Consider the following 25,163-nt stretch of genomic DNA (forward strand, 5'->3'; position numbering starts at 1 on the left):
GCTGGTGCGCTCCCCGGTGCCGCACCCGCCGGTGCCGCACCGGCCGGTCAGGCCGGCGGCGGCGCCGCGGGCGGCAACGGCGGGGGCAACTGATGTCGGACCGTCTCGTCACGTTCTTCGAGAGCGCGTCGCGCACCCTGGCCGCGGCGCTGGTGATCGCCCTGCTGGCGACGCTGGGGCTCTGGTACGCGCTCCAGCGCGGCAGCCAGCGCACCGTCACCGCCTACTTCGACAACACGGTCGGCCTCTACGTCGACAACGAGGTGACGATCCAGGGCATCCCGGTGGGCTCGGTCGACGCGATCGTGCCCCAGGGCAACGTGGTCCGGGTCGTGCTGAAGGTCGACAACGACGCCCCGGTCCGTGCCGACGCGCAGGCCGTCATCGTCGCACCGACGCTGGTCAGCGACCGGTACGTGCAGCTGGGCCCGACCTACGACGGCGGGCCGCAGCTCGCCGACGGCGCGGTCATCCCCGAGGAGCGCACCGGCACGCCGGTCGAGCTCGACCGCGTCTACCAGAGCCTCGACACCATCGCGAAGTCGCTGGGCCCCAACGGCGCGAACCAGTCGGGCGCGCTCAACCAGCTGCTCCGCTCCTCGGCCGGCGCCCTCGGCGGCAACGGCGAGCTGCTCAAGCAGACGATCACCGAGCTGGGCGGCGCGGTCGGCACCCTCGCCGACAACCGCGACAACCTGTTCGCCACGGTCGACAACCTCGGGCAGTTCACGAACATGCTCGCGCGCAACGACGGCGCCGTGCGGGACCTGAACAACCAGCTCGCCGACATCTCGTCGTTCCTCGCCTCGGAGCGAGGCAACCTGTCGACGGTGCTGGCGACCCTGCCGACGGCGCTCGACGACGTGGCCCGGTTCGTCCGGGAGAACCGTGACGGCCTGCGCACCGACGTCGGCCAGCTCGCCCGCATCACCGACATCCTGGTGCGCCAGCGGGCGGCGCTGACGGAGTTCACCAACGTTGCCCCGCTGGCCCTGGGCAACCTCACGAACTCCTACAACGCCAAGTCGGGCACGCTCGACGTGCGCCCGGTGCTCTCACCCGAGCTGCTCGGTGCCGGCCTCGACCCGCGGGCGCTGCTCTGCAGCCTGCTGGTCAACCAGCCCGGGCTCCCGAACGCCCTGGCCGCTCCGGCAGACCCGCTCCTGACGAACGTGGCGCGGGCATCGGTGGTCTGCGGGGCGCTGCTCGGGGGCACCAACAAGCAGGGCGAGATCGTCGGGAACTCGCCCCTGGGCGTCTCGCTGGCTCCGGTGCAGAACCTCCTGGACCTGTTCAAGAACCAGCAGACGCTCAACGCGCTCGTCCCGATCACCGCACAGCCGGCGCCACAGGCGGGCGCAGCGGGAGGCGGGACGACTGCCGGTGACGGTGCCGCCGGCGGTGGCGCCGGAGCCACCCCGACCCAACCGGGCAGCGGGATCCTCGGGTTCGACACCACCGGAGGTGGCCGGTGACGCGGCCGACGTCGCGACCCGGCGGCCTGCCGCGGCGCCGCACCCGGGTCCTCACGCTGCTCGTGGTCGCGCTCTTCGCGCTGACCGGCTGCGGCGTGCAGTCGCTCCAGGAACTCCCGCTGCCCGGCGGCGCGGCCCTCGGGCCGGACCCCTACACGGTGACCGCGCAGTTCACCAACGTCGTCGACCTCGTGCCGAACAACAGCGTGCGCGTCAACGACGTCCCGGTCGGCGTGGTCCGCGACGTCAGCCTCGCACCCGACGGGTGGACCGCCCAGGTGACGGTCGAGGTCAACGGCGCCGTGGTGCTGCCGGCGAACGCGACCGCCCGCCTGCGCCAGACGAGCCTCCTCGGCGAGAAGTTCGTCGAGCTCCTGCCCTCGCCGATGGAGCCGCCGCAGGGCCGCCTCGGGCCCGGCGCCGTCATCCCGGTCGACCGCACGGACGTCGGCGCGCAGGTCGAGGAGGTCCTCGGGGCCCTCTCGCTGCTGCTCAACGGCGGCGGCGTCGAGAAGATTCAGACGATCTCCCGCGAGCTGAACGCGGCCACCACGGGCAACGAGGCGCAACTACGCTCGCTGCTGACGAACCTCGACACGCTCGTGGGCACGCTCGATCGGCAGAAGGCGGACATCGTCCGGGCCATCGACTCGCTCGAGCGCCTCACCCGGACGCTGGTCGACCAGCGCGCCAAGATCGCGAACGTCATCGACAACCTCGGGCCCGGGCTCGACGTGCTCAACCAGCAGCGGGGCCTGCTCGTGCAGACCCTGCAGTCGCTGAACCGGCTCTCGGACGTCGGGGTGGACGTCATCCGGCGCAGCCAGGCGAACACGGTGGCGGACCTGCGGGCCCTGCAGCCGATCCTGGCCAACCTCGTCGAGGCCGGCGACGCCCTGCCGGGGTCGCTGCAGATCCTGTTGACGATCCCGTTCGCGGACAACTCGCTCAACGTCATCAAGGGCGACTTCGCCAACATCGACGTGAGCCTGCAGATCAACCTGCAGCAGCTGCTGACGACGCTCCTCAACAGCCCCGAGGTCCCGGGCGTGGACGCGATCTTCAAGCTGCTCCAGGCGCCGGGCACGACACCGCAGGCGGGCTCCGGCGCCGCCGCGCGGAACACGCCCGGCCTGGTGCCCCAGCTGCCGGGTCTCGGCGGCACCGGCACGGCGACGGAGACCGGTGGCGCGAACGGTGGCGCAGACGGCGGTGCCGCCGGCGGCGCGGCGAACGGCGGGGGGACCGGCGGATGATCGGCACGAAGACGCTGCGCCTCGTGGCGCTGTTCGCGGTCATCTCGATCGTGGGCATCGGCTACGTCGGCCTGCGCTACGTCGGCGCCGACTCGCTGATCGGCCTCGGCCCGTACACGGTCAAGGTCGAGCTGGCCGACTCCGGTGGCATCTTCCCGGACGCCTCGGTGAGCTACCGCGGCGTCGAGATCGGCAAGGTCGGGGACATGCGGGTCACGCCGCAAGGCCTCGAGGTCGACCTCGAGATCGAGCAGGACTCCCCGCAGGTGCCGGCCTCATCGATGGCCGTGATCGCCAACCGCTCGGCCGTCGGTGAGCAGTACGTCGACCTCCGTCCGCCGAACAACGACGGGCCGTTCCTCGACGAGGACTCGGTCATCCCCGTGCAGCAGACCCGCACCCCCGTTCCGGTGGACGAGCTGCTCGCCGACGTCAACGCCCTGGCGACGTCGGTGCCCCTGCCCGAGCTGCGCACGACGGTCGACGAGCTCTACAACGCGTTCGACCGCGCCGGGCCGTCGCTGCAGCGCCTGCTCGACGCCAGCAACGTGCTGATCCCGGACGCCATCCGCAACCTGCCGCAGACGACGCAGCTGCTGCGCGACGGGCGGGTCGTGCTGACCACGCAGGCCTCCCTGGGTCCGCAGATCATCTCGTTCAGCCGCGACCTGCAGCTGTTCACCGCCCAGCTGAAGGCCGACGACCCGAACCTGCGGCGCCTCGTCGCGTCCGCCCCGCCGGCCGCGACGGAGCTCGAGGGCCTGATCCGCGACGTCGGGCCGGACCTGAGCCGCACGATCGCCAACCTGCTGACGGTGACGCGCATCCTCGAGCCCCGGCAGTCGGCGATCGAGCAGGTGCTCGTCACCTACCCGGCGCTGTCCGCCGCGGCCCCGTCGGTACTGCAGGACGCCGGCGACCCCGGTCCCGACGGCCGGGTGCACTTCGGCCTCGTGCTCAACCTCGCCGACCCGCCCTACTGCACCAACGGCTATCTCCAGCCCGACGCGGGCTGGCGGCCGGCGACGGACCAGACCTTCATCCCGATGGACACCAGCGTCCGCTGTAACGAGGCGCCGCCGGTGAACGTCCGCGGGGCCCAGAACCTGCCCGCGCCCTACAACTCGGAGAACCCCGGCAGCCCCGCTGCCGCCGGCGGATCCGGGGCGTCGCAGAATAACCAGCAGGACACGACGGCGCTGGCCTCGCTGCCGGCGGGCGGTGTCCTCGCGGGCAGTGAGCGCGGCGCACCTCCGGTGATCATTCCGGGGCTGGGCGGCTGACCCGAGCACGACCCGCCGGGAACCCCGAGCCCCGGCGGACGACCTGAGGAGCTGAGCGCCACGTCCGCGACGGAGACGGCCCCCGAGGCCACCGAGAACGACGAGGGCACCCCCGACGCCGCCACGACGGCCGAGAGCCGCCGGCGGCGGACCATCACGGTGCTGGCGATCCTGACCGTCCTCGCCCTCGCGGCGGCGATCGGGACCGGTTACTACTGGTGGGACGGCACGCAGAGCGAGAACGCGAGTGCCGCCGCGATGCGCGACGAGGCGGTCGACGCCGCCACGCAGATCGTCGTCAACATCAACACCGTGCGCCCGAACACGCTCGAGGCCGACATGGACGCGGCCCAGTCGTCGCTCACCGAGCCGATGCTCGGTGAGTACCAGCGGGTGCGGCAGCAGTTCACCGAGAACCTGCGCCAGGCGCAGGCCGAGGTCGTCGCCACGCCGGCCTCCGCGGCCCTGACCGCCTTCGACCCGCTCCACGACCCGCCGACGGCCTCGGCGATCGTCGCGATCGACGTCAACGCCCGCAGCGCCACGGCGCCTCCCCAGACCAAGCAACAGCTGTTCCTCGTCGAGATGGTCCGTACGCCGGACGGCTGGAAGGCCGCCAAGGCGACGCCCTCGACCGGCCAGCAGTAGCGCGGCGACCCAGAGAAAGGGGGAGTGACCGTGCCACCCCGCTCCCGCACCAAGCCCGGTTCCACGACCCGCCGTCCGAAGGTCGCCGGCCTGCGTCAGCACGCCCACGCCGGCGCGGCCGGCCCCGACCTCGACGGCCCCGACGCCTCCGACCTCCACGACGAGGTGGAGGCGCCCAGGACGGTGCTGGCGACGTCGGCGCCCCCGGTCGAGCCCGAGGTCGAGACCGAGACCCGGCCCGAGACCCCGGCGACGGCCGCCGAGCCCGCCGAGCCGGCCACCGCGACGACCGCGACCACCGAGGTCCCGGCCGCGCCGGTCGCCGAGGAGCCCGGCGCCCCCACGGCGACGGACACCGAGGCCCTGCCGGCCGCGGCGCCCGACGAGGCCCCGGCGACGGGGGCCACCGACGCGCCGGCAGCCATCGAGGCCGCGGAGACGACGGCGACCACGGAGTCCACGGAGACCGCGGCCGCCGACGAGGACGCGACGACGACCGCGGCCGCGGCGACCACGACGACGGCCACCACCACCAAGGGCGCCGACCGCACGCGCCGCCGCACGGGCATGACGCCGCGGCCCGGCGGTGCGCCCACCACCGAGCGTCCGGGGCGCCGCGACCGCGGCGGTGACACCGCGTCGCCCACGCGCGCCTCCCGGCCGGTCCGCACCGGGGGACGCCGGGCGATGGCCGAGCCCGAGGCGGCGCCGCAGCGCCGGTTCGCGAAGGGCCGCGACGCGCTGTCGCGCTTCGCCGGCTCGCGGGCCCTGCCGATCACCCTCGTCGTCGTCATCGTCGTGTGCCTCGCGGTGGCGGGCCTGGCGTTCTGGCAGGGCCGCAAGGCGTGGACCGACGGCCCGGTGAGCAACCAGGCCGTCGTCGACGTCGGCGGCACCGCCGAGCTCGTCGGGCAGAGCCGGGAGGCCATCGAGAAGATCTTCTCGTACGACTTCACGCGCCTCGACGACTCGGCCGAGGCGGCGCGGACCATGTCCACCGGCGACTTCACCAACCGGTACATGGCCGTGTTCGACCAGACGATCCGCCAGCCGGCGCTGCAGCAGCAGCTCAAGCAGTCGGCGACGGTCGTCAACATCGGCGTGGTGTCGATGCGCGGCGACCGCGCCGAGGTCATGGCGCTGACGCAGTTCTCGGCCCAGCGCACGACCACGGGCCAGTCGACCAACGCCCCGGGCCTGCTGCGCCTCGACATGCAGCGCGTCGACGGGCGCTGGAAGCTCGCCGAGCTGACGCCGCTGACCGCCAACCGCTGACCGCCGGCGCCCGACCGGTCGCCGACCTCCCGCGGCAGCACGCACGACCCCACCGGGCGGGCCACCCCATCGAGGGTGGCCCGCCCGGTTTCGTCGCGTCGGGGACAGTGCGCGCGCCGCCGCCGGAGACCGTGCCCGCCACGTCCGGGGCTCACGTGTGCCCTGACCTGCACCGGGAAGGACCGGCCGAGCGGACGACACCCTGCGCGTCCCACTTGACTCCGGGGGCACGGGCGGTCACTCTGTTCGCAGCGCGGCACCCCGCGTCAGACCCCCGGAGGTCGATCCCGCCGCTCGGCGGAGCATCCCTCCCGGCGCGTCACGAGGGGGGCCGTTCGACAGGTGCCATCATGCGTGGCTAGACTGTCGGATCGCGCTGCCCTACGTCTGTTCGCCCACCCGTGTGCCGACGCCCGGGCCGCGTCACCGCCGCCCGGGCCGCTGCGCTGCTCCCGGACGGTACAGCTACTGACAGCGTTCAGACAGCGTTGTTCCGGAAGGACGCATCTTGGCAGTTACCCGCGCCACCAAGGTCTCGAACCACCACGCGTCGTTCCCCGGGGCACCCACCCGGGTCTCCTTCGCCAAGCTGGACCAGCCCCTCGAGGTTCCCGACCTGCTCGCCCTGCAGACCCAGTCCTTCGAGTGGCTGGTCGGCAGCGAGGAGTGGTTCGAGCGTCGCGTGGAGGCGGGTGAGGAGCTCCCCGTCGGTGGCCTGGAGGAGGTCCTCTCCGAGATCTCCCCCATCGAGGACTTCTCCGGTTCGATGAGCCTGTCCTTCTCCGACCCGCGCTTCGACGAGGTCAAGGCCTCCGTCGAGGAGTGCAAGGACAAGGACATGACGTACTCGGCGCCGCTGTTCGTCACCGCCGAGTTCACCAACAACACCACCGGTGAGATCAAGAGCCAGACGGTCTTCATGGGCGACTTCCCCGTGATGACCGACAAGGGCACCTTCATCATCAACGGCACCGAGCGCGTCGTCGTCTCGCAGCTCGTCCGTTCCCCCGGGGTGTACTTCGACCGCACGGTCGACAAGACGACGGACAAGGACGTCTACAGCGTCAAGATCATCCCCAGCCGCGGCGCCTGGCTGGAGTTCGACGTCGACAAGCGCGACACCGTCGGTGTCCGCATCGACCGCAAGCGCCGCCAGCCCGTCACCGTGCTGCTGAAGGCGCTGGGCTGGACCACCGAGCAGATCCAGGAGAAGTTCCACTTCTCCGAGACGCTGCTGGCCACCCTGGAGAAGGACTCCACGGCCGGGCAGGACGAGGCCCTGCTCGACATCTACCGCAAGCTGCGTCCGGGCGAGCCGCCCACGCGCGAGAGCGCCCAGACGCTGCTGGAGAACCTCTTCTTCAAGGACAAGCGCTACGACCTCGCGAAGGTCGGCCGCTACAAGGTCAACAAGAAGCTGGGCTCCGACGTCGAGCCGTCGACCGGCACGCTGACCGAGGACGACATCATCAACACGATCTCCTACCTCGTGCGCCTGCACGCGGGGGAGACCGAGTCCGAGGCGCCCGACGGCTCCGGCCCGATCCCGGTCGAGACCGACGACATCGACCACTTCGGCAACCGTCGCCTGCGCACCGTCGGCGAGCTCATCCAGAACCAGATCCGGGTGGGCCTCTCCCGCATGGAGCGCGTCGTGCGCGAGCGCATGACGACGCAGGACGTCGAGGCCATCACGCCGCAGACCCTGATCAACATCCGGCCGGTCGTGGCCGCGATCAAGGAGTTCTTCGGCACCTCGCAGCTCTCGCAGTTCATGGACCAGACCAACCCGCTCGCGGGCCTGACCCACAAGCGCCGGCTCTCGGCGCTGGGTCCGGGCGGTCTGTCGCGTGAGCGCGCCGGCATGGAGGTCCGCGACGTCCACCCGTCGCACTACGGCCGCATGTGCCCGATCGAGACGCCGGAGGGCCCGAACATCGGCCTCATCGGGTCGCTGTCGAGCTTCGCGCGCGTCAACCCGTTCGGCTTCATCGAGACGCCGTACCGCAAGGTCGTCGACGGGGTCGTCATCGACCAGATCGACTACCTCACCGCGGACGAGGAGGACCGCTTCGTCGTCGCGCAGGCCAACGCGCCGCTCGACGAGGACGGCCACTTCTCCGAGGAGCGCGTCCTCGTCCGCCGCAAGGGTGGCGACGTCGACCTCATCGCGCCGACCCGCGTCGACTACATGGACGTCTCGCCGCGCCAGATGGTGTCGGTCGCGACGGCCATGATCCCGTTCCTCGAGCACGACGACGCCAACCGCGCGCTGATGGGCGCCAACATGCAGCGCCAGTCGGTGCCGCTGCTGCGCTCGGAGTCGCCGCTGGTGGGCACGGGCATGGAGCTGCGGGCCGCCGTCGACGCCGGTGACGTCATCGCCACCGACCGCGCCGGCCTGGTCGAGGAGCTCAGCGCGGACTACATCACGATCATGGACGACGAGGGTCAGCGCACGACCCACCGTCTCCACAAGTTCACGCGCTCCAACCAGGGCACGTGCATCAACCAGAAGCCGATCGTCTCCGAGGGCGACCGCGTCGAGGCCGGACAGGTCCTCGCCGACGGGCCGTGCACCGAGGACGGTGAGATGGCCCTGGGCAAGAACCTGCTCGTGGCGATCATGCCGTGGGAGGGGCACAACTACGAGGACGCGATCATCCTGAGCCAGCGCCTGGTGCAGGACGACGTGCTCACCTCGATCCACATCGAGGAGCACGAGATCGACGCCCGCGACACCAAGCTGGGTGCCGAGGAGATCACGCGGGACATCCCGAACGTCTCCGAGGAGGTCCTGGCCGACCTCGACGAGCGCGGCATCATCCGCATCGGCGCCGAGGTCGCGGACGGCGACATCCTCGTCGGCAAGGTGACCCCGAAGGGCGAGACCGAGCTGACCCCCGAGGAGCGCCTGCTGCGCGCCATCTTCGGTGAGAAGGCCCGCGAGGTGCGCGACACCTCGCTGAAGGTCCCGCACGGCGAGACCGGCAAGGTCATCGGCATCCGCGTGTTCTCGCGCGAGGACGACGACGAGCTGCCGCCCGGGGTCAACGAGCTGGTCCGCGTCTACGTGGCCCAGAAGCGCAAGATCTCCGAGGGCGACAAGCTCGCCGGCCGCCACGGCAACAAGGGCGTCATCGGCAAGATCCTGCCGGTCGAGGACATGCCGTTCCTCGCCGACGGGACGCCGGTCGACATCGTCCTCAACACCCACGGCGTGCCGCGACGCATGAACATCGGCCAGGTGCTCGAGACCCACCTCGGGTGGATCGCGAAGAGCGGCTGGGAGGTCGACCCGGACAACACCGCCGAGTGGGCCGTGAACATGCCCGACGACATGCGCTACGTCGAGCCCGACACGAACACCGCGACGCCGGTGTTCGACGGCGCCCGGCAGGCCGAGATCTCGGGGCTGCTCGGCTCGACGCTGCCCAACCGCGACGGCGTCCGGCTGGTCGGCGAGGACGGCAAGGCGCAGATCTTCGACGGACGTACCGGTGAGCCCTACCCGCACGCGATCGCGGTGGGCTACATGTACATCCTCAAGCTGCTGCACCTCGTGGACGACAAGATCCACGCCCGGTCCACCGGCCCGTACTCGATGATCACCCAGCAGCCGCTGGGCGGTAAGGCGCAGTTCGGTGGCCAGCGCTTCGGCGAGATGGAGTGCTGGGCGATGCAGGCCTACGGCGCGGCGTACACGCTGCAGGAGCTGCTGACGATCAAGTCCGACGACGTGCTCGGCCGCGTCAAGGTCTACGAGGCGATCGTCAAGGGCGAGAACATCCCCGAGCCCGGCATCCCCGAGTCGTTCAAGGTGCTGCTCAAGGAGCTCCAGTCGCTGTGCCTCAACGTGGAGGTGCTGTCCTCGGACGGCGCCGCCATCGAGATGCGCGACGGCGACGACGAGGACCTCGAGCGCGCGGCCGCCAACCTCGGCATCAACCTCTCGCGCAACGAGTCGCCGTCCGTCGACGACGTCGTCAACTAGCGCCTCGCCTCCCCGGGCCGGGGCCGACCGCGCCGGCCCGGGGAACGCGGACCCTCTTCACGAAACAGCTCACCCATCCAGGGGAGAACCTTTGCTCGACGTCAACTTCTTCGACGAGCTGCGGATCGGTCTGGCCACCGCCGACGACATCCGCCAGTGGTCCTTCGGCGAGGTCAAGAAGCCCGAGACCATCAACTACCGCACGCTCAAGCCCGAGAAGGACGGACTCTTCTGCGAGAAGATCTTCGGTCCGACGCGGGACTGGGAGTGCTACTGCGGCAAGTACAAGCGCGTCCGCTTCAAGGGCATCATCTGTGAGCGCTGCGGCGTCGAGGTGACCCGGGCCAAGGTGCGCCGCGAGCGCATGGGCCACATCGAGCTGGCCGCGCCGGTCACGCACATCTGGTACTTCAAGGGCGTCCCGTCGCGCCTGGGCTACCTGCTCGACCTGGCGCCCAAGGACCTCGAGAAGATCATCTACTTCGCGGCGTACGTCATCACGGACGTCAACAAGGACCAGCGCCACAACGACCAGTCGACGCTCGAGAACGAGATCGTCGGCGAGCGCAAGCGCCTCGAGACCCAGCGCGACAACGACCTCGAGGCCCGCGCGCAGAAGCTCGAGTCCGACATCGCCGAGCTGGAGGCGGAGGGCGCCAAGTCCGACGTCCGGCGCAAGGTGAAGGAGGGCGGCGAGCGGGAGATGCGCCAGCTGCGCGACCGTGCGCAGCGCGAGATCGACCGCCTCGACGAGGTCTGGACCACGTTCACCAAGCTCGACCGTGCCCAGCTGATCTCGGACGAGACGCTCTACCGCGAGCTCTACGACCGCTACGCGGACTACTTCACCGGCGCCATGGGTGCCGAGGCGATCCAGAAGCTCCTGGAGACCTTCGACATCGAGGCCGAGGCCGAGAACCTGCGCGAGACCATCCGCTCGGGCAAGGGGCAGCGCAAGCTGCGCGCGCTCAAGCGCCTCAAGGTCGTCGCGGCCTTCCAGGCCACCGGCAACCGGCCCACCGGCATGGTGCTCGACTGCGTCCCGGTCATCCCGCCGGACCTGCGCCCGATGGTGCAGCTCGACGGTGGCCGCTTCGCGACGTCGGACCTCAACGACCTGTACCGCCGGGTCATCAACCGCAACAACCGCCTCAAGCGACTGATCGACCTCGGCGCGCCCGAGATCATCGTCAACAACGAGAAGCGGATGCTGCAGGAGGCCGTCGACGCGCTGTTCGACAACGGCCGCCGCGGCCGGCCGGTGACCGGGCCGGGCAACCGCCCGCTCAAGTCGCTGTCCGACCTGCTCAAGGGCAAGCAGGGTCGGTTCCGTCAGAACCTGCTCGGCAAGCGCGTCGACTACTCGGGCCGCTCGGTCATCGTCGTCGGCCCGCAGCTCAAGCTGCACCAGTGCGGCCTGCCCAAGCAGATGGCGCTCGAGCTGTTCAAGCCGTTCGTCATGAAGCGGCTGGTCGACCTCAACCACGCCCAGAACATCAAGTCCGCGAAGCGGATGGTCGAGCGTCAGCGCGGCCAGGTCTGGGACGTGCTCGAGGAGGTCATCAACGAGCACCCGGTGATGCTGAACCGGGCGCCCACGCTGCACCGCCTCGGCATCCAGGCCTTCGAGCCGCAGCTGGTCGAGGGCAAGGCGATCCAGCTGCACCCGCTCGTCTGCGAGGCGTTCAACGCCGACTTCGACGGTGACCAGATGGCGGTCCACCTGCCGCTGTCCGCCGAGGCGCAGGCCGAGGCCCGCATCCTCATGCTGTCGGCGAACAACATCCTGTCGCCGGCGTCGGGCAAGCCGCTGGCCATGCCCCGCCTCGACATGGTGACCGGCCTGTACTACCTCACCCAGCGCCGCGAGGGCACCACGGGCGAGGGCCAGGCGTACTCGTCGTCGGCCGAGGCGATCATGGCCTACGACCTGGGGTCGCTCGATCTCCAGGCGCCGATCAAGATCCGTCTCGACGGCTCGGTCGTGCCCGGTCCGGGCATGACCAACGGTTCCTACGAGCCCGGCAAGCCGTGGCTCGCGGACACCACGCTCGGCCGGGTGCTCTTCAACGAGCTGCTGCCGGAGGACTACCCCTTCGTCAACGACCAGCTCCCGAAGAAGCGCCAGGCCGCGATCATCAACGACCTGGCCGAGCGCTACTCGATGACCGAGGTCGCGATGACCCTGGACCGGCTCAAGGACGCCGGCTTCCACTGGGCCACGCGCTCCGGGGTCACGATCGCGATCGACGACGTCGTCGTGCCGCCGCGCAAGCAGGAGATCCTCGACGAGTACGAGGGTCGCGCGGAACAGGTCAACAAGCGCTACCAGCGCGGTGCGCTCTCCTACCAGGAGCGCAACGACGAGATGGTGCGCATCTGGGGTCAGGCCACCGAGGAGGTGGCGAAGGCGATGGAGGAGAACTTCCCGGAGGACAACTCCATCTCCAAGATCGTCGCGTCCGGCGCGGCCGGCAACATGACCCAGGTGCGCCAGCTCGCGGGCATGAAGGGCCTGGTCGCGAACCCGAAGGGTGAGTTCATCCCGCGGCCGATCAAGTCCAACTTCCGCGAGGGCTTCTCGGTGGTCGAGTACTTCATCTCGACCCACGGCACCCGCAAGGGTCTCGCCGACACCGCGCTGCGCACGGCCGACTCGGGCTACCTGACTCGGCGCCTCGTCGACGTGTCGCAGGACGTCATCGTCCGCGAGGTCGACTGCGGCACCGAGCGCGGCATCCCGATGCCGATCGGCGAGGAGGGCCCGGACGGGACCCTGGTGCGCGACATCCACGTCGACACCAGCGTCTACACCCGCACGGCGGCCTCGGCCGTCACCGACGACGCGGGCAACGTCCTGCTCGAGCGCGGCGGCGACATCGGCCAGCAGGCGATCGACGCCCTCCTGGGCGCGGGCGTCGGCAAGGTCCGGGTCCGCAGCGTCCTGACCTGCGACTCGGCCCAGGGCGTCTGCGCGATGTGCTACGGCCGCTCGCTGGCGACCGGCAAGCTCGTCGACGTCGGCGAGGCGGTCGGCATCGTCGCCGCCCAGTCGATCGGTGAGCCCGGCACGCAGCTGACGATGCGCACCTTCCACACCGGTGGCGTCGCGGGTGAGGACATCACCACGGGTCTGCCGCGTGTGCAGGAGCTCTTCGAGGCCCGCGTCCCGAAGGGCAAGGCGCCCATCGCCGACGTGGACGGCCGCATCCAGCTCGAGGACGGCGACAAGTTCTGGAAGATCACCCTCATCCCGGACGACGGGAGCGAGGAGGTCGTCTACGACAAGCTGTCCAAGCGCCAGCGGCTCGCGACCATCGCGGCCGACGGGTCCGAGCGCCCGCTGCAGGACGGCGACCACGTCGGCGTCGGTCAGCAGCTGCTCGAGGGCACGGCCGACCCGCACGAGGTGCTGCGCGTGATGGGCCCGCGCGAGGTGCAGCTGCACCTAGTCGACCAGGTGCAGAAGGTGTACCGGTCGCAGGGTGTGTCCATCCACGACAAGCACATCGAGGTCATCGTCCGGCAGATGCTGCGCCGGGTGACGATCATCGACTCGGGCGCCACCGAGTTCCTGCCCGGTGGTGTCGTCGACCGCGCCGAGTTCGAGGCGGCCAACCGCAAGGTGGTCTCCGAGGGCGGCGACCCGGCGGCGGCCCGCCCGGTGCTCATGGGCATCACGAAGGCCTCGCTCGCCACCGAGTCGTGGCTGTCCGCCGCCTCCTTCCAGGAGACGACGCGCATCCTGACCAACGCGGCGATCGAGGGGAAGTCCGACAGCCTCGTGGGGCTGAAGGAGAACGTGATCATCGGCAAGCTGATCCCGGCCGGCACCGGCATCAACCGGTACCGGAACATCCAGGTCCAGCCGACCGAGGAGGCCCGCGCGGCCGCCTACGCCCTGCCGAGCTACGACGACGGCTACTACGCCCCCGACGTGTTCGGCTCCGGCACCGGTGCCGCGGTCCCGCTCGACGACTACGACTTCGGGCAGTTCCGCTGACCCCGATCTAGTCCCGCAGGACACCGGAGGGCGTCCCCGCCACGGCGGGGGCGCCCTTCGTCGTGTCCGGGCCCCCTCGGTCCCGAGCGAGGGGCACCCTCTCGGGTAGACGGGCGAGGGGCGCCCCTCGCCGGATCACGGGCGAGGCCGTTCCGAGCGAAGGGGCCCCTCGCTCGGAATGCGGGCCGGACGTGGCGCGTTGCACATCTCGTGTGGCGGGGGTAGGAGTCGCTTGCCGCGACGGGGCGCGGGGGTATCCTCGCGAACAGCCCGGTCGTCGCGGTGACTCCTCCCGTGTCGGCATGGCCATCGGCGACGGTGGTCGAGGGCGTCCGAGGGGCCGCGGCGAGGACACCGACGGCGCCGCCGGGCCGCTGCAGGCGGCGTCCGGCACCCTGATCCGACCCGCTGCCATGCGCCCTCGTGCGGGCGCGTACCCTGGTGGGCAGTGCCCGACGTGGTCGGGTCGCTCCGCGTGCCCCGGACGTGCGGTGCGCCGGTCCGAGCCCTGGACCCTGGCGCCCCCGGAGACGGGCCGGCCACCGCAGGTGTGCCGGACGCGGGGCAGGCGAGCCCGAACAGAGCGCAGCAGAGGAACGGAAACAACCGGTCGAATGCCCACCATCCAGCAGTTGGTCCGACGGGGCCGCGAGGACAAGGTCGAGAAGACCAAGACCGCGGCTCTGAAGGGGAGCCCGCAGCGCCGTGGCGTCTGCACGCGCGTCTACACGACCACGCCGAAGAAGCCGAACTCCGCGCTGCGCAAGGTCGCCCGCGTCCGGCTCTCGAACGGCATCGAGGTCACGGCCTACATCCCCGGTGAGGGCCACAACCTCCAGGAGCACTCGATCGTGCTCGTGCGCGGCGGTCGCGTGAAGGACCTGCCGGGCGTTCGCTACAAGATCATCCGCGGCGCGCTGGACACCCAGGCGGTCAAGAACCGCAAGCAGGCCCGCAGCCGCTACGGGACGAAGAAGGACAAGGCCTGATGCCGCGCAAGGGACCCGCTCCGAAGCGTCCGCTCGTCGCCGACCCGGTCTACGGGTCGCCGCTGGTGACGCAGCTGGTGAACAAGGTGCTCGTGGACGGGAAGCGCTCGCTGGCCGAGCGCATCGTCTACGGCGCGATGGAGGGCTGCCGGGAGCGCAACGGCGCCGACCCGGTCGTCACGCTCAAGCGCGCGCTGGACAACGTCAAGCCGGCCCTCGAGGTGCGCAGCCGCCGCGTCGGTGGCGCCACCTACCAGGTGCCGATCGAGGTCCGCGCCGGGCGCTCGACGACGCTGGGCCTGCGCTGGCTGATCACGTACTCCCGGGCCCGCCGCGAGAAGACGATGATCGAGCGGCTCACGAACGAGCTGCTCGACGCCTCGAACGGCCTGGGTGCGGCGGTCAAGCGCCGCGAGGACACGCACAAGATGGCGGAGTCGAACAAGGCGTTCGCGCACTACCGCTGGTGACCGGCGGGGCCCGGGTGGGTGCGATCCACCCCTCGGGCCCGCACGGTCGGAGAACACCCCGCCGCGGGACCCGCGGCGACGAACCGACGGGAAGAGGAATTCCGTGGCACGCGACGTGCTGAACGATCTGGGCAAGGTCCGCAACATCGGGATCATGGCCCACATCGACGCGGGCAAGACCACCACGACCGAGCGCGTCCTGTTCTACACCGGCATCAACTACAAGATCGGTGAGGTCCACGACGGCGCGGCCACGATGGACTGGATGGAGGAGGAGCAGAAGCGCGGCATCACGATCACGTCCGCCGCGACGACCTGCTTCTGGAAAGACCACCAGATCAACATCATCGACACGCCGGGCCACGTCGACTTCACGGTCGAGGTGGAGCGCTCGCTGCGCGTCCTGGACGGCGCCGTCGCCGTCTTCGACGGCAAGGAGGGCGTCGAGCCGCAGTCGGAGACGGTGTGGCGCCAGGCCGACACGTACAACGTCCCGCGCATCTGCTTCGTCAACAAGATGGACAAGCTCGGCGCGGACTTCTACTTCACCGTGCAGACGATCAAGGACCGCCTCGGCGCCAAGCCGCTGGTCGTCCAGCTGCCGATGGGGTCGGAGTCGGACTTCTACGGTGTCGTCGACCTGGTCCGGATGCGCGCGCTGACGTGGCGCGGCGAGGTGTCCAAGGGCGAGGACTACGCGGTGGAGGAGATCCCCGCGGAGATGGCCGACCGGGCCGAGGAGTACCGCACGGCGCTCATCGAGGCGATCGCCGAGAACGACGACGCCCTGATGGAGAGCTACTTCGCCGGTGAGGAGATCACCGTCGAGCAGATCGAGCACGGCATCCGCGCCGTGACGGTCACGGGCGAGTACTACCCGGTGCTGTGCGGCTCGGCGTTCAAGAACAAGGGCGTGCAGCCCATGCTCGACGCCGTCATCGCCTACCTGCCGGCGCCGACCGACGTCCCGCCGGTCAACGGCACGCTGCTCGACGGCGAGACCCCCGTGCAGCGCAGCGCGACCACGGAGGAGCCGTTCTCGGCCCTCGCGTTCAAGATCGCCGCGCACCCGTTCTACGGGAAGCTGACCTACGTCCGCGTGTACTCGGGCAAGCTCGCCCAGGGCACGCAGATCATCAACTCGACCAAGGACCGCAAGGAGCGCATCGGCAAGCTCCTGCAGATGCACTCCAACAAGGAGAACCCGGTCGACGAGGCCCGCGCCGGCCACATCTACGCCGTGGTGGGCCTCAAGGACACGACGACGGGCGACACCCTCTGCGACCCGCAGAACCCGGTGATCCTCGAGTCGATGACCTTCCCGGAGCCGGTCATCTCCGTCGCGGTCGAGCCGAAGTCGAAGGCCGACCAGGAGAAGCTCTCGACGGCGATCCAGCGGCTCGCCGACGAGGACCCGACCTTCCGCGTCCACCTGGACGAGGAGACCGGTCAGACGATCATCTCGGGGATGGGCGAGCTCCACCTCGACGTGCTGGTCAACCGGATGAAGTCGGACTACAAGGTCGAGGCCAACATCGGCAAGCCGCAGGTGGCCTACCGCGAGACCATCCGCCGGCCGGTCGAGAAGTTCGAGTACACGCACAAGAAGCAGACCGGTGGTTCGGGCCAGTTCGCGCGAGTGATCATCTCGCTCGAGCCGCTCCCGCGCGGACCGGAGCAGCCGCTGTACGAGTTCGACAACAAGGTCACCGGTGGCCGCGTGCCGCGGGAGTACATCCCGTCGGTCGACGAGGGCGCCCAGGACGCGATGCAGTACGGCATCATGGCCGGCTACCCCCTGGTCGGCCTCAAGGTGACGCTGCTCGACGGCCAGTACCACGAGGTCGACTCGTCGGAGATGGCGTTCAAGGTGGCCGGGTCGATGGCGCTCAAGGAGGCGGCCCGCAAGGCCGACCCCGCGCTGCTCGAGCCGGTCATGTCGGTCGAGGTGTCCACGCCCGAGGACTACATGGGCGACGTCATCGGCGACCTCAACTCCCGCCGTGGCCAGATCCAGGCCATGGAGGAGCGGACCGGCGGCGGGCGCATCGTGCGCGCGATCGTCCCGCTCTCGGAGATGTTCGGCTACGTCGGCGACCTGCGGTCGCGGACCCAGGGCCGGGCGAACTACTCCATGCAGTTCGACTCCTACGCGGAGGTCCCGGCCAACGTGGCCAAGGAGATCATCGCCAAGGCGACCGGCGAGTGACGCGGGTCCGTGACCCGGGTGCAAGCTCGGGTCGCGGACCAGGTCGCGGGCCGGCACCGGGGCTTCGCTAGCCTCGTGTCGGCCCTCTCGGTCCTCCGAGACACGGCAGGACCCACACCGACGAGCACCACCCGGCCCGACCCACGACACGGGGCGGACCAGGAAAGAACAGTCCAGGAGGACGAGAGCAGTGGCGAAGGCCAAGTTCGAGCGGACCAAGCCGCACGTCAACATCGGCACCATCGGTCACATCGACCACGGTAAGACGACGCTCACCGCGGCGATCACCAAGGTGCTGCACGACAAGTACCCCGACCTCAACCAGGCCTCGGCGTTCGACATGATCGACAAGGCCCCCGAGGAGCGGCAGCGCGGCATCACGATCTCGATCGCGCACGTCGAGTACCAGACCGAGAAGCGCCACTACGCGCACGTCGACTGCCCCGGGCACGCCGACTACGTGAAGAACATGATCACCGGCGCGGCCCAGATGGACGGCGCCATCCTCGTGGTGGCCGCCACCGACGGCCCCATGCCGCAGACCCGCGAGCACGTGCTGCTCGCCCGCCAGGTCGGCGTGCCCTACATCGTGGTGGCGCTGAACAAGGCGGACATGGTCGACGACGAGGAGATCATGGAGCTCGTCGAGATGGAGGTCCGCGAGCTCCTGTCCTCGCAGGACTTCCCCGGCGACGACCTCCCCGTCGTCCGCGTCTCGGCGCTCAAGGCGCTCGAGGGCGACGCCGAGTGGGGCAACGCGATCATGTCGCTGATGGACGCCGTCGACGACGCCATCCCCTCGCCGGAGCGCGACACCGACAAGCCGTTCCTCATGCCCGTCGAGGACGTCTTCACCATCACCGGTCGCGGCACCGTCGTGACAGGCCGCGTCGAGCGCGGCATCGTCAAGGTGAACGAGGAGGTGGAGATCATCGGCATCCGCGCGAAGTCGACGAAGACCACCACCACGGGCATCGAGATGTTCCGCAAGCTCCTCGACGAGGGGCGCGCCGGCGACAACGTCGGCCTGCTCCTGCGCGGCATCAAGCGCGAGGACGTCGAGCGCGGCATGGTCATCGGCAAGCCGGGCTCGATCACCCCGCACACGGAGTTCGAGGGCCAGGTCTACATCCTGGGCAAGGACGAGGGCGGACGGCACACGCCGTTCTTCAACAACTACCGCCCGCAGTTCTACTTCCGGACCACCGACGTCACCGGCGTGGTGACGCTGCCGGAGGGCACCGAGATGGTCATGCCCGGTGACAACACCGAGATGTCCGTCCAGCTGATCCAGCCGATCGCCATGGAGGAGGGCCTCCAGTTCGCCATCCGCGAGGGTGGCCGGACGGTCGGCGCCGGTCAGGTCACGAAGATCCACAAGTAGGTCCGGCGGGACCGCGAGGTCCTGCCGGGACCCCGGTGTCGGGTCGCTCCGGCGGCCTGTGCGACACTGGAGTCCTAGCTCGCACGGGGCGGCCGGCTCATGCGGTATCGAGCCGGCCGCCCTGCTGTGAGCGGGGTCCGAGAGCCACACCGACGGATCCGGATCACCGGCAGCACGCCGGGGGTCGACCGTGCCGCTCCCTCCCGGGCGCGGGACGGACACACGTTGAACAGCGCGGGGTCCGCGGGGCCGTGAGCGTGCGAGAGCACGCGGCGGAGCCTGGCCACGGATTCGACACGCCCGACCGCGTGGACCGGACACGGTCTCGCTCGGGGGTTCGGACAGGTCAGCACCGGGGCGTCTCGAGAACCACACAGGCCAGCCGCCGGGGGTGCACACCCCCGGGCGGGACGAGAAGAGGAACGGCGAAGCCACCATGGCGGGACAGAAGATCCGCATCCGGCTCAAGGCCTACGACCACGAAGCGATCGACGCGTCGGCTCGGAAGATCGTCGAGACCGTGACGCGCACCGGCGCCTCCGTGGTCGGGCCGGTGCCGCTGCCGACCGAGAAGAACATCTACTGCGTCATCCGCTCGCCGCACAAGTACAAGGACTCGCGCGAGCACTTCGAGATGCGCACGCACAAGCGACTGATCGACATCGTCGACCCGACGCCGAAGACGGTGGACGCGCTCATGCGCATCGACCTGCCGGCGAGCGTCGACGTGAACATCCAGTGAGGTCGGCAGTGACTCCAGCGACTGCAGCGAACGCCGCCCCGGCCCGGCCGGAGCGGAAGATGAGCGGCGTCCTCGGCACCAAGGTCGGGATGACCCAGGTGTTCGACGAGGCGAACCGCGTCGTCCCGGTGACCGTCGTCAAGGCCGGTCCCTGCGTGGTCACGCAGGTCCGCACCCCGTCGGTGGACGGCTACAACGCCGTCCAGATCGCCTACGGCGCCATCGACCCGCGCAAGGTGAACAAGCCGGAGACCGGCCACTTCTCGAAGGCCGGCGTGACCCCGCGGCGCCACCTCGCCGAGCTGCGCACGAGCGACGCCGGCGAGTACGAGATCGGCCAGGAGGTCACCGCCGAGGTGTTCTCCGCCGGTGCCGTCGTCGACGTCTCGGGCACCAGCAAGGGCAAGGGCACGGCGGGTGTCATGAAGCGCCACGGCTTCGGCGGCCTCGGGGCCAGCCACGGCACGCAGCGCAAGCACCGCTCGCCGGGCTCGATCGGCGGCTGCGCCACCCCGGCGCGCGTCTTCAAGGGCACGCGCATGGCCGGCCGCATGGGCCACGTCAAGACCACCACGCAGAACCTGACCGTGCACGGCGTCGACGCCGACGCGGGCCTGCTGCTCATCCGCGGCGCCGTCCCCGGCCCGCGCGGCGGCCTGGTCCTCGTCACCACGGCGTCGAAGGCCGAGACCGCGAAGGGCGGTGCCCAGTGACCTCTCCCGACGGACACACGCCCGGCGTGACCGACACCGAGGGCCACGACGGCGGCGAGCAGGTCGCCGCCGGCACGGGCTCCGCGACGGCCGCCGCCACGGCGACCCTGCGGACCGCGCGCCGCGGCGACACCGCCCGCCGCACGGGCTACTCGGCCGGCGAGGGCCGCCGTCTCGCGCGCCGCGACGCGCAGGCGCACTCCGCCGGCGAGACCCGGTCGGTGCCGGTGCACACGCCCACGGGCGGCACCGACGGCACCGTCGAGCTCCCCGGTGAGCTGTTCGACGCGCCCGCCAACACGGCGCTGATGCACCAGGTCGTCACCGCGCAGCTCGCCGCGGCCCGCCAGGGCACGCACGACACCAAGACGCGCGGCGAGGTCCGCGGCGGCGGCAAGAAGCCGTACCGCCAGAAGGGCACCGGCCGTGCCCGCCAGGGCTCGGTGCGCGCGCCGCAGTTCACCGGCGGCGGCACCGTGCACGGCCCGACGCCGCGGGACTACGACCAGCGGACCCCGAAGAAGATGAAGGCGGCGGCCCTGCGCGGCGCGCTGTCGGACCGCGCCCGCCACGAGCGCATCCACGTCTTCTCCGCGCTGGTCGACGGCGACGCCCCGTCCACCAAGGGCGCGCGCAGCGCGCTCGAGGGCGTCGTCGAGCCGAGCCGGCAGCGCCGCACGGTGCTCGCCGTCATCGCGCGCGACGACGAGGCCGCCCGCCGCAGCGTGGCGAACCTCCCGACGGTGCACCAGCTCGCGCCGGACCAGCTGAACACCTACGACGTCCTGCGCGCCGACGACGTGGTCTTCACGTCCGCCGCGCTGGAGACGTTCGTGGCCTCGCGCCTGCGGGGACAGGAGGACGACAAGTGATCACCGACCCGCGAGACGTGATCATCGCGCCGGTCATCTCCGAGAAGAGCTACGGCCTGCTCGAGGAGCGCCAGTACACCTTCCTGGTGCGCCCGGACGCGAACAAGACGCAGATCAAGATCGCCGTTCAGGAGATCTTCGACGTGCAGGTGGCCAGCGTGAACACGCTGAACCGCGAGGGCAAGCGCAAGCGCTCCCGCCGCGGCTTCGGCAAGCGCAAGGACACCAAGCGCGCGGTCGTGACGGTGACGCCCGAGAGCCGGACCATCGACGTCTTCGGCGCACCCGGGGCAGGGAGCTGACCATGGGAATCCGCAGGTACAAGCCGACGACCGCCGGGCGGCGCGGCGCGAGCGTCTCGGACTTCGCTGAGATCACGCGCGACCACCCGGAGAAGTCGCTGGTCCGCCCGCTGCACAACAAGGGCGGCCGCAACGTCCACGGCCGGATCACCACCCGGCACCAGGGCGGCGGCCACAAGCGGGCCTACCGGGTCATCGACTTCCGCCGCCACGACAAGGACGGCGTGCCGGCCAAGGTCGCGCACATCGAGTACGACCCCAACCGCAGCGCCCGCATCGCCCTGCTGCACTACCTCGACGGCGAGAAGCGCTACATCATCGCGCCGGAGCGCCTCGGGCAGGGCGACACGGTGGAGGCCGGCCCCAAGGCCGACATCAAGCCGGGCAACAACCTGCCGATGCGCAACATCCCCACCGGCACGGTGATCCACGCGATCGAGCTCCGCCCCGGCGGCGGCGCGAAGATCGCCCGCTCGGCCGGCGCGCGGGTCCAGCTCGTCGCCAAGGACGGGCCGTACGCCCAGCTGCGGATGCCCTCGGGCGAGATCCGCAACGTCGACGTCCGCTGCCGCGCCACCATCGGCGAGGTCGGCAACGCCGAGCACTCGAACATCAACTGGGGCAAGGCCGGCCGCAACCGCTGGCGCGGCAAGCGCCCGACGGTCCGCGGTGTCGTCATGAACCCCGTCGACCACCCGCACGGTGGTGGCGAGGGCAAGACGTCCGGTGGCCGCCACCCGGTGAACCCGGCCGGCACGCCGGAGGGCCGCACCCGCGGCCGCAAGGAGAGCGACCGCCTCATCGTGCGTCGCCGCCGCACCGGCAAGAACCGCAAGAAGCGCTGACGAGAGCAGGAGGGAGCGAAGCGATGCCACGCAGTCTCAAGAAGGGCCCGTTCGTCGACGACCACCTGCTCAAGAAGGTGGACGCGCTCAACGAGGCCAACCGCAAGACCGTCATCCGGACCTGGTCCCGGCGGTCGACGATCATCCCGGACATGATCGGCCACACGCTGGCGGTCCACGACGGGCGCAAGCACGTCCCGGTGTTCGTCTCGGAGTCCATGGTCGGGCACAAGCTCGGCGAGTTCGCCCCGACCCGCACGTTCCGCGGGCACGTCAAGGAGGACCGCCGCTCCCGTCGCCGCTAGGCGACGGCGCAGCGCGGGACCCCTCATGGCCCAACACCTGGAAGGTACGTCCGAATGACCGCAGCAGCCGACACCGCCGCGGCCCCCCGCGGGGCCGTCGCGCGGGCGCGCTACGTGCGCATGTCGCCGATGAAGGTCCGCCGCGTCGTGGACCTCGTGCGCGGCATGCCCGTCGGCCAGGCCGCCTCGGTGCTCCAGTTCGCCCAGATGAAGGCGGCCCAGCCCGTGGCCAAGCTCGTGGCGAGCGCGGTGGCCAACGCCGAGAACAACTTCGACCTGGACGCCTCGAACCTGGTGATCTCCACGATCACCGTGGACGAGGGTCCCACCATGAAGCGGTTCCAGCCCCGCGCGCAGGGCCGGGCGTACCGCATCCGGAAGCGGACCAGCCACATCTTCGTCGAGGTGACCGAGGTCGCCCAGACGCAGGGCGGCCGTCCGCGCGCGAAGAGGAGTGGCCGCTGATGGGCCAGAAGATCAACCCGCACGGCTTCCGCCTCGGCATCACCACCGACTGGAAGTCGCGCTGGTACGCCGACAAGCAGTACAGCGACTACGTCGCCGAGGACGTCAAGATCCGTCGCATGCTCTCCAAGGGCATGGAGCGCGCCGGCATCTCCAAGGTCGAGATCGAGCGCACCCGCGACCGCGTCCGCGTCGACATCCACACCGCCCGCCCGGGCATCGTCATCGGCCGCCGCGGCGCCGAGGCCGACCGCCTGCGGGGCAACCTCGAGAAGCTGACCGGCAAGCAGGTCCAGCTCAACATCCTCGAGGTCAAGGGCGCCGAGGCGGACGCGCAGCTCGTCGCGCAGGGCGTGGCCGAGCAGCTGTCCAACCGCGTGTCGTTCCGCCGCGCGATGCGCAAGGCCATGCAGTCGGCCATGCGCTCGCCGGGCGTGAAGGGCATCCGGGTGCAGTGCTCGGGCCGGCTCGGCGGCGCGGAGATGTCGCGCTCCGAGTTCTACCGCGAGGGGCGGGTGCCGCTGCACACACTGCGCGCGGAGATCGACTACGGCCTGTTCGAGGCCCGGACCAACTTCGGCCGCATCGGCGTGAAGGTCTGGATCTACAAGGGCGACGTCGTCGGCGGCAAGCGCGAGTCGGAGCGCCAGGCCGCGCTCGACGCCGCCACCCGCGACCCGCGCGGTGGCCGTGGCCGCGGTGGCGGCGGCGACCGCCCGCGTGGCCGTCGCTCCGGCGCCTCGGGCACGACCGCGACGAGCACCGAGGCCGGGCGCGCCGCCGCCGAGCAGGCCAACGCCCAGACCGCCGGTGCCAGCACGGGTGGGGCCCCCGCGGGCGCCGCCCCCGAGGCGAGCACGCAGACGGAGTCGTAGAGCCATGCTGATCCCCCGCAAGGTGAAGTACCGCAAGCAGCACCGGCCGGACCGGACGGGCGCCGCCAAGGGCGGCACCCAGATGTCCTTCGGTGACTACGGCATCCAGGCCCTGGAGCACGCCTACGTCACCAACCGGCAGATCGAGTCCGCCCGTATCGCCATCACGCGGCACATCCGCCGTGGCGGCAAGGTGTGGATCAACATCTTCCCGGACCGGCCGCTGACGAAGAAGCCGGCCGAGACCCGCATGGGTTCCGGGAAGGGCTCGCCCGAGAAGTGGGTGGCGAACGTGAAGCCGGGCCGGGTCATGTTCGAGATGAGCTACCCCAACGAGGCCACGGCCCGCGAGGCCCTGCGCCGCGCGCAGCACAAGCTGCCGATGCGCTGCCGCATCGTGAGCCGTGAGGAGACGTTCTGATGGCCGCCGGAATCCCCGCCAGCGAGCTGCGCGAGCTGACCGGAGAGGAGCTCGTCGCCCGGGCCCGCGAGGCCAAGGCGGAGCTGTTCAACCTCCGGTTCCAGATGGCCACCGGGCAGCTGGACAACAACCGTCGACTGCGGACCGTGCGTCACGACATCGCGCGCATCTACACGGTGATGCGCGAGCGTGAGCTCGGCCTGTCGGTCGCCCCCGATGAGGAGGGAGCGGCATGAGCGAAGAGCCCCAGGGATCCACTCCGTCCAGCTCGGGGGCGACGGCCCCGGAGCGCGACGAGCAGGAGCAGGTCCGCGCCGAGGTCAAGCAGGGCGAGAACGCCCAGCAGAGCCCGGCGTCGGAGCGCAACGACGACCGGGGCCTGCGCAAGGTGCGTGAGGGCCTGGTCGTCTCCGACAAGATGGCCAAGACCATCGTCGTCAGCCTCGAGGACCGGGTGAAGCACCCGCGCTACTCGAAGGTCATCCGGCGCACGAAGAAGGTCAAGGCGCACGACGAGGAGAACACCGCCGGCCCCGGCGACCGCGTGCTCCTGATGGAGACCCGGCCGCTGTCGGCGACCAAGCGGTGGCGCCTCGTCGAGATCCTCGAGAAGGCCAAGTAATCACCACCCGAAACC

At 70.7% G+C, this 25,163-nt stretch carries 22 protein-coding genes; all 22 read left to right on the forward strand.

Going from position 1 to position 25,163, the window contains the following annotated elements; genetic code table 11:
• Positions 1–92 precede the first annotated feature (92 nt).
• Positions 93–1,475: an MCE family protein gene (locus tag ABD994_RS20360; RefSeq protein WP_345419211.1), complete on the forward strand. Its 1,383-nt coding sequence runs from the start codon at positions 93–95 to the stop codon at positions 1,473–1,475.
• A complete protein-coding gene (locus tag ABD994_RS20365) occupies positions 1,472–2,731 on the forward strand; it encodes an MCE family protein (protein ID WP_345419215.1) in 1,260 nt (419 codons plus the stop codon). Before ABD994_RS20360 ends, ABD994_RS20365 begins: the two co-directional genes overlap by 4 nt.
• Positions 2,728–4,014 (forward strand): MCE family protein, encoded by a 1,287-nt coding sequence (locus ABD994_RS20370; RefSeq protein ID WP_345419218.1) that lies wholly within the window; start codon positions 2,728–2,730, stop codon positions 4,012–4,014. Before ABD994_RS20365 ends, ABD994_RS20370 begins: the two co-directional genes overlap by 4 nt.
• Positions 4,015–4,173: 159 nt before the next feature.
• Positions 4,174–4,662 carry a hypothetical protein gene (locus ABD994_RS20375; protein ID WP_345419221.1) on the forward strand — a complete coding sequence of 163 codons (489 nt, stop codon included), beginning with the start codon at positions 4,174–4,176 and terminating at the stop codon, positions 4,660–4,662.
• A 30-nt stretch (positions 4,663–4,692) separates the two neighbouring features.
• Complete coding sequence (locus tag ABD994_RS20380; RefSeq protein WP_345419224.1) at positions 4,693–5,937, forward strand: hypothetical protein; 1,245 nt, start codon at positions 4,693–4,695, stop codon at positions 5,935–5,937.
• Between the two features lie 508 nt (positions 5,938–6,445).
• Positions 6,446–9,931 (forward strand): DNA-directed RNA polymerase subunit beta, encoded by a 3,486-nt coding sequence (gene rpoB, locus ABD994_RS20385; protein ID WP_345419227.1) that lies wholly within the window; start codon positions 6,446–6,448, stop codon positions 9,929–9,931.
• Between the two features lie 91 nt (positions 9,932–10,022).
• The gene (locus tag ABD994_RS20390) at positions 10,023–13,934 is read left to right on the forward strand and encodes a DNA-directed RNA polymerase subunit beta' (protein ID WP_345419230.1); all 3,912 of its coding nucleotides are present in this window, start codon (positions 10,023–10,025) and stop codon (positions 13,932–13,934) included.
• Between the two features lie 614 nt (positions 13,935–14,548).
• Positions 14,549–14,923: a 30S ribosomal protein S12 gene (gene rpsL / locus ABD994_RS20395; RefSeq protein WP_345419233.1), complete on the forward strand. Its 375-nt coding sequence runs from the start codon at positions 14,549–14,551 to the stop codon at positions 14,921–14,923.
• Positions 14,923–15,393, forward strand: a complete 471-nt coding sequence (gene rpsG / locus ABD994_RS20400) for a 30S ribosomal protein S7 (RefSeq protein ID WP_133829623.1) — start codon at positions 14,923–14,925, stop codon at positions 15,391–15,393. The genes rpsL and rpsG overlap by 1 nt, the downstream gene beginning before the upstream one ends.
• 103 nt (positions 15,394–15,496) lie before the next feature.
• A complete protein-coding gene (gene fusA / locus ABD994_RS20405) occupies positions 15,497–17,602 on the forward strand; it encodes an elongation factor G (RefSeq protein WP_345419236.1) in 2,106 nt (701 codons plus the stop codon).
• A gap of 190 nt (positions 17,603–17,792) precedes the next feature.
• Positions 17,793–18,986, forward strand: a complete 1,194-nt coding sequence (tuf, locus tag ABD994_RS20410) for an elongation factor Tu (RefSeq protein ID WP_345419239.1) — start codon at positions 17,793–17,795, stop codon at positions 18,984–18,986.
• 436 nt (positions 18,987–19,422) lie between these two features.
• The gene (gene rpsJ, locus ABD994_RS20415; protein WP_116708461.1) at positions 19,423–19,728 is read left to right on the forward strand and encodes a 30S ribosomal protein S10; all 306 of its coding nucleotides are present in this window, start codon (positions 19,423–19,425) and stop codon (positions 19,726–19,728) included.
• A 59-nt stretch (positions 19,729–19,787) separates the two neighbouring features.
• Positions 19,788–20,441: a 50S ribosomal protein L3 gene (gene rplC, locus ABD994_RS20420; RefSeq protein ID WP_345419241.1), complete on the forward strand. Its 654-nt coding sequence runs from the start codon at positions 19,788–19,790 to the stop codon at positions 20,439–20,441.
• A gap of 221 nt (positions 20,442–20,662) precedes the next feature.
• Positions 20,663–21,313: a 50S ribosomal protein L4 gene (rplD, locus tag ABD994_RS20425; protein ID WP_345419320.1), complete on the forward strand. Its 651-nt coding sequence runs from the start codon at positions 20,663–20,665 to the stop codon at positions 21,311–21,313.
• Positions 21,310–21,615 (forward strand): 50S ribosomal protein L23, encoded by a 306-nt coding sequence (gene rplW, locus ABD994_RS20430; protein ID WP_285648705.1) that lies wholly within the window; start codon positions 21,310–21,312, stop codon positions 21,613–21,615. Before rplD ends, rplW begins: the two co-directional genes overlap by 4 nt.
• Positions 21,616–21,617: 2 nt before the next feature.
• Positions 21,618–22,460 carry a 50S ribosomal protein L2 gene (gene rplB, locus ABD994_RS20435; protein WP_345419249.1) on the forward strand — a complete coding sequence of 281 codons (843 nt, stop codon included), beginning with the start codon at positions 21,618–21,620 and terminating at the stop codon, positions 22,458–22,460.
• 23 nt (positions 22,461–22,483) lie between these two features.
• Entirely contained in the window at positions 22,484–22,765 is a 282-nt protein-coding gene (rpsS, locus tag ABD994_RS20440) for a 30S ribosomal protein S19 (RefSeq protein ID WP_116708465.1), read from the forward strand.
• A gap of 54 nt (positions 22,766–22,819) precedes the next feature.
• Complete coding sequence (rplV, locus tag ABD994_RS20445) at positions 22,820–23,230, forward strand: 50S ribosomal protein L22 (RefSeq protein WP_345419252.1); 411 nt, start codon at positions 22,820–22,822, stop codon at positions 23,228–23,230.
• Complete coding sequence (rpsC, locus tag ABD994_RS20450) at positions 23,230–24,105, forward strand: 30S ribosomal protein S3 (RefSeq protein WP_345419255.1); 876 nt, start codon at positions 23,230–23,232, stop codon at positions 24,103–24,105. Before rplV ends, rpsC begins: the two co-directional genes overlap by 1 nt.
• 4 nt (positions 24,106–24,109) lie before the next feature.
• Positions 24,110–24,526: a 50S ribosomal protein L16 gene (gene rplP / locus ABD994_RS20455; protein WP_133829614.1), complete on the forward strand. Its 417-nt coding sequence runs from the start codon at positions 24,110–24,112 to the stop codon at positions 24,524–24,526.
• Positions 24,526–24,762, forward strand: a complete 237-nt coding sequence (gene rpmC, locus ABD994_RS20460; protein WP_345419258.1) for a 50S ribosomal protein L29 — start codon at positions 24,526–24,528, stop codon at positions 24,760–24,762. Before rplP ends, rpmC begins: the two co-directional genes overlap by 1 nt.
• A gap of 143 nt (positions 24,763–24,905) precedes the next feature.
• Positions 24,906–25,148, forward strand: coding sequence for a 30S ribosomal protein S17 (rpsQ, locus tag ABD994_RS20465; RefSeq protein WP_116708554.1), 243 nt, complete (start codon positions 24,906–24,908; stop codon positions 25,146–25,148).
• Positions 25,149–25,163: the final 15 nt, after the last annotated feature.

The sequence above is a fragment of the Actinomycetospora chlora genome, assembly GCF_039542135.1.
Classification (GTDB): Bacteria; Actinomycetota; Actinomycetes; order Mycobacteriales; family Pseudonocardiaceae; genus Actinomycetospora; species Actinomycetospora chlora.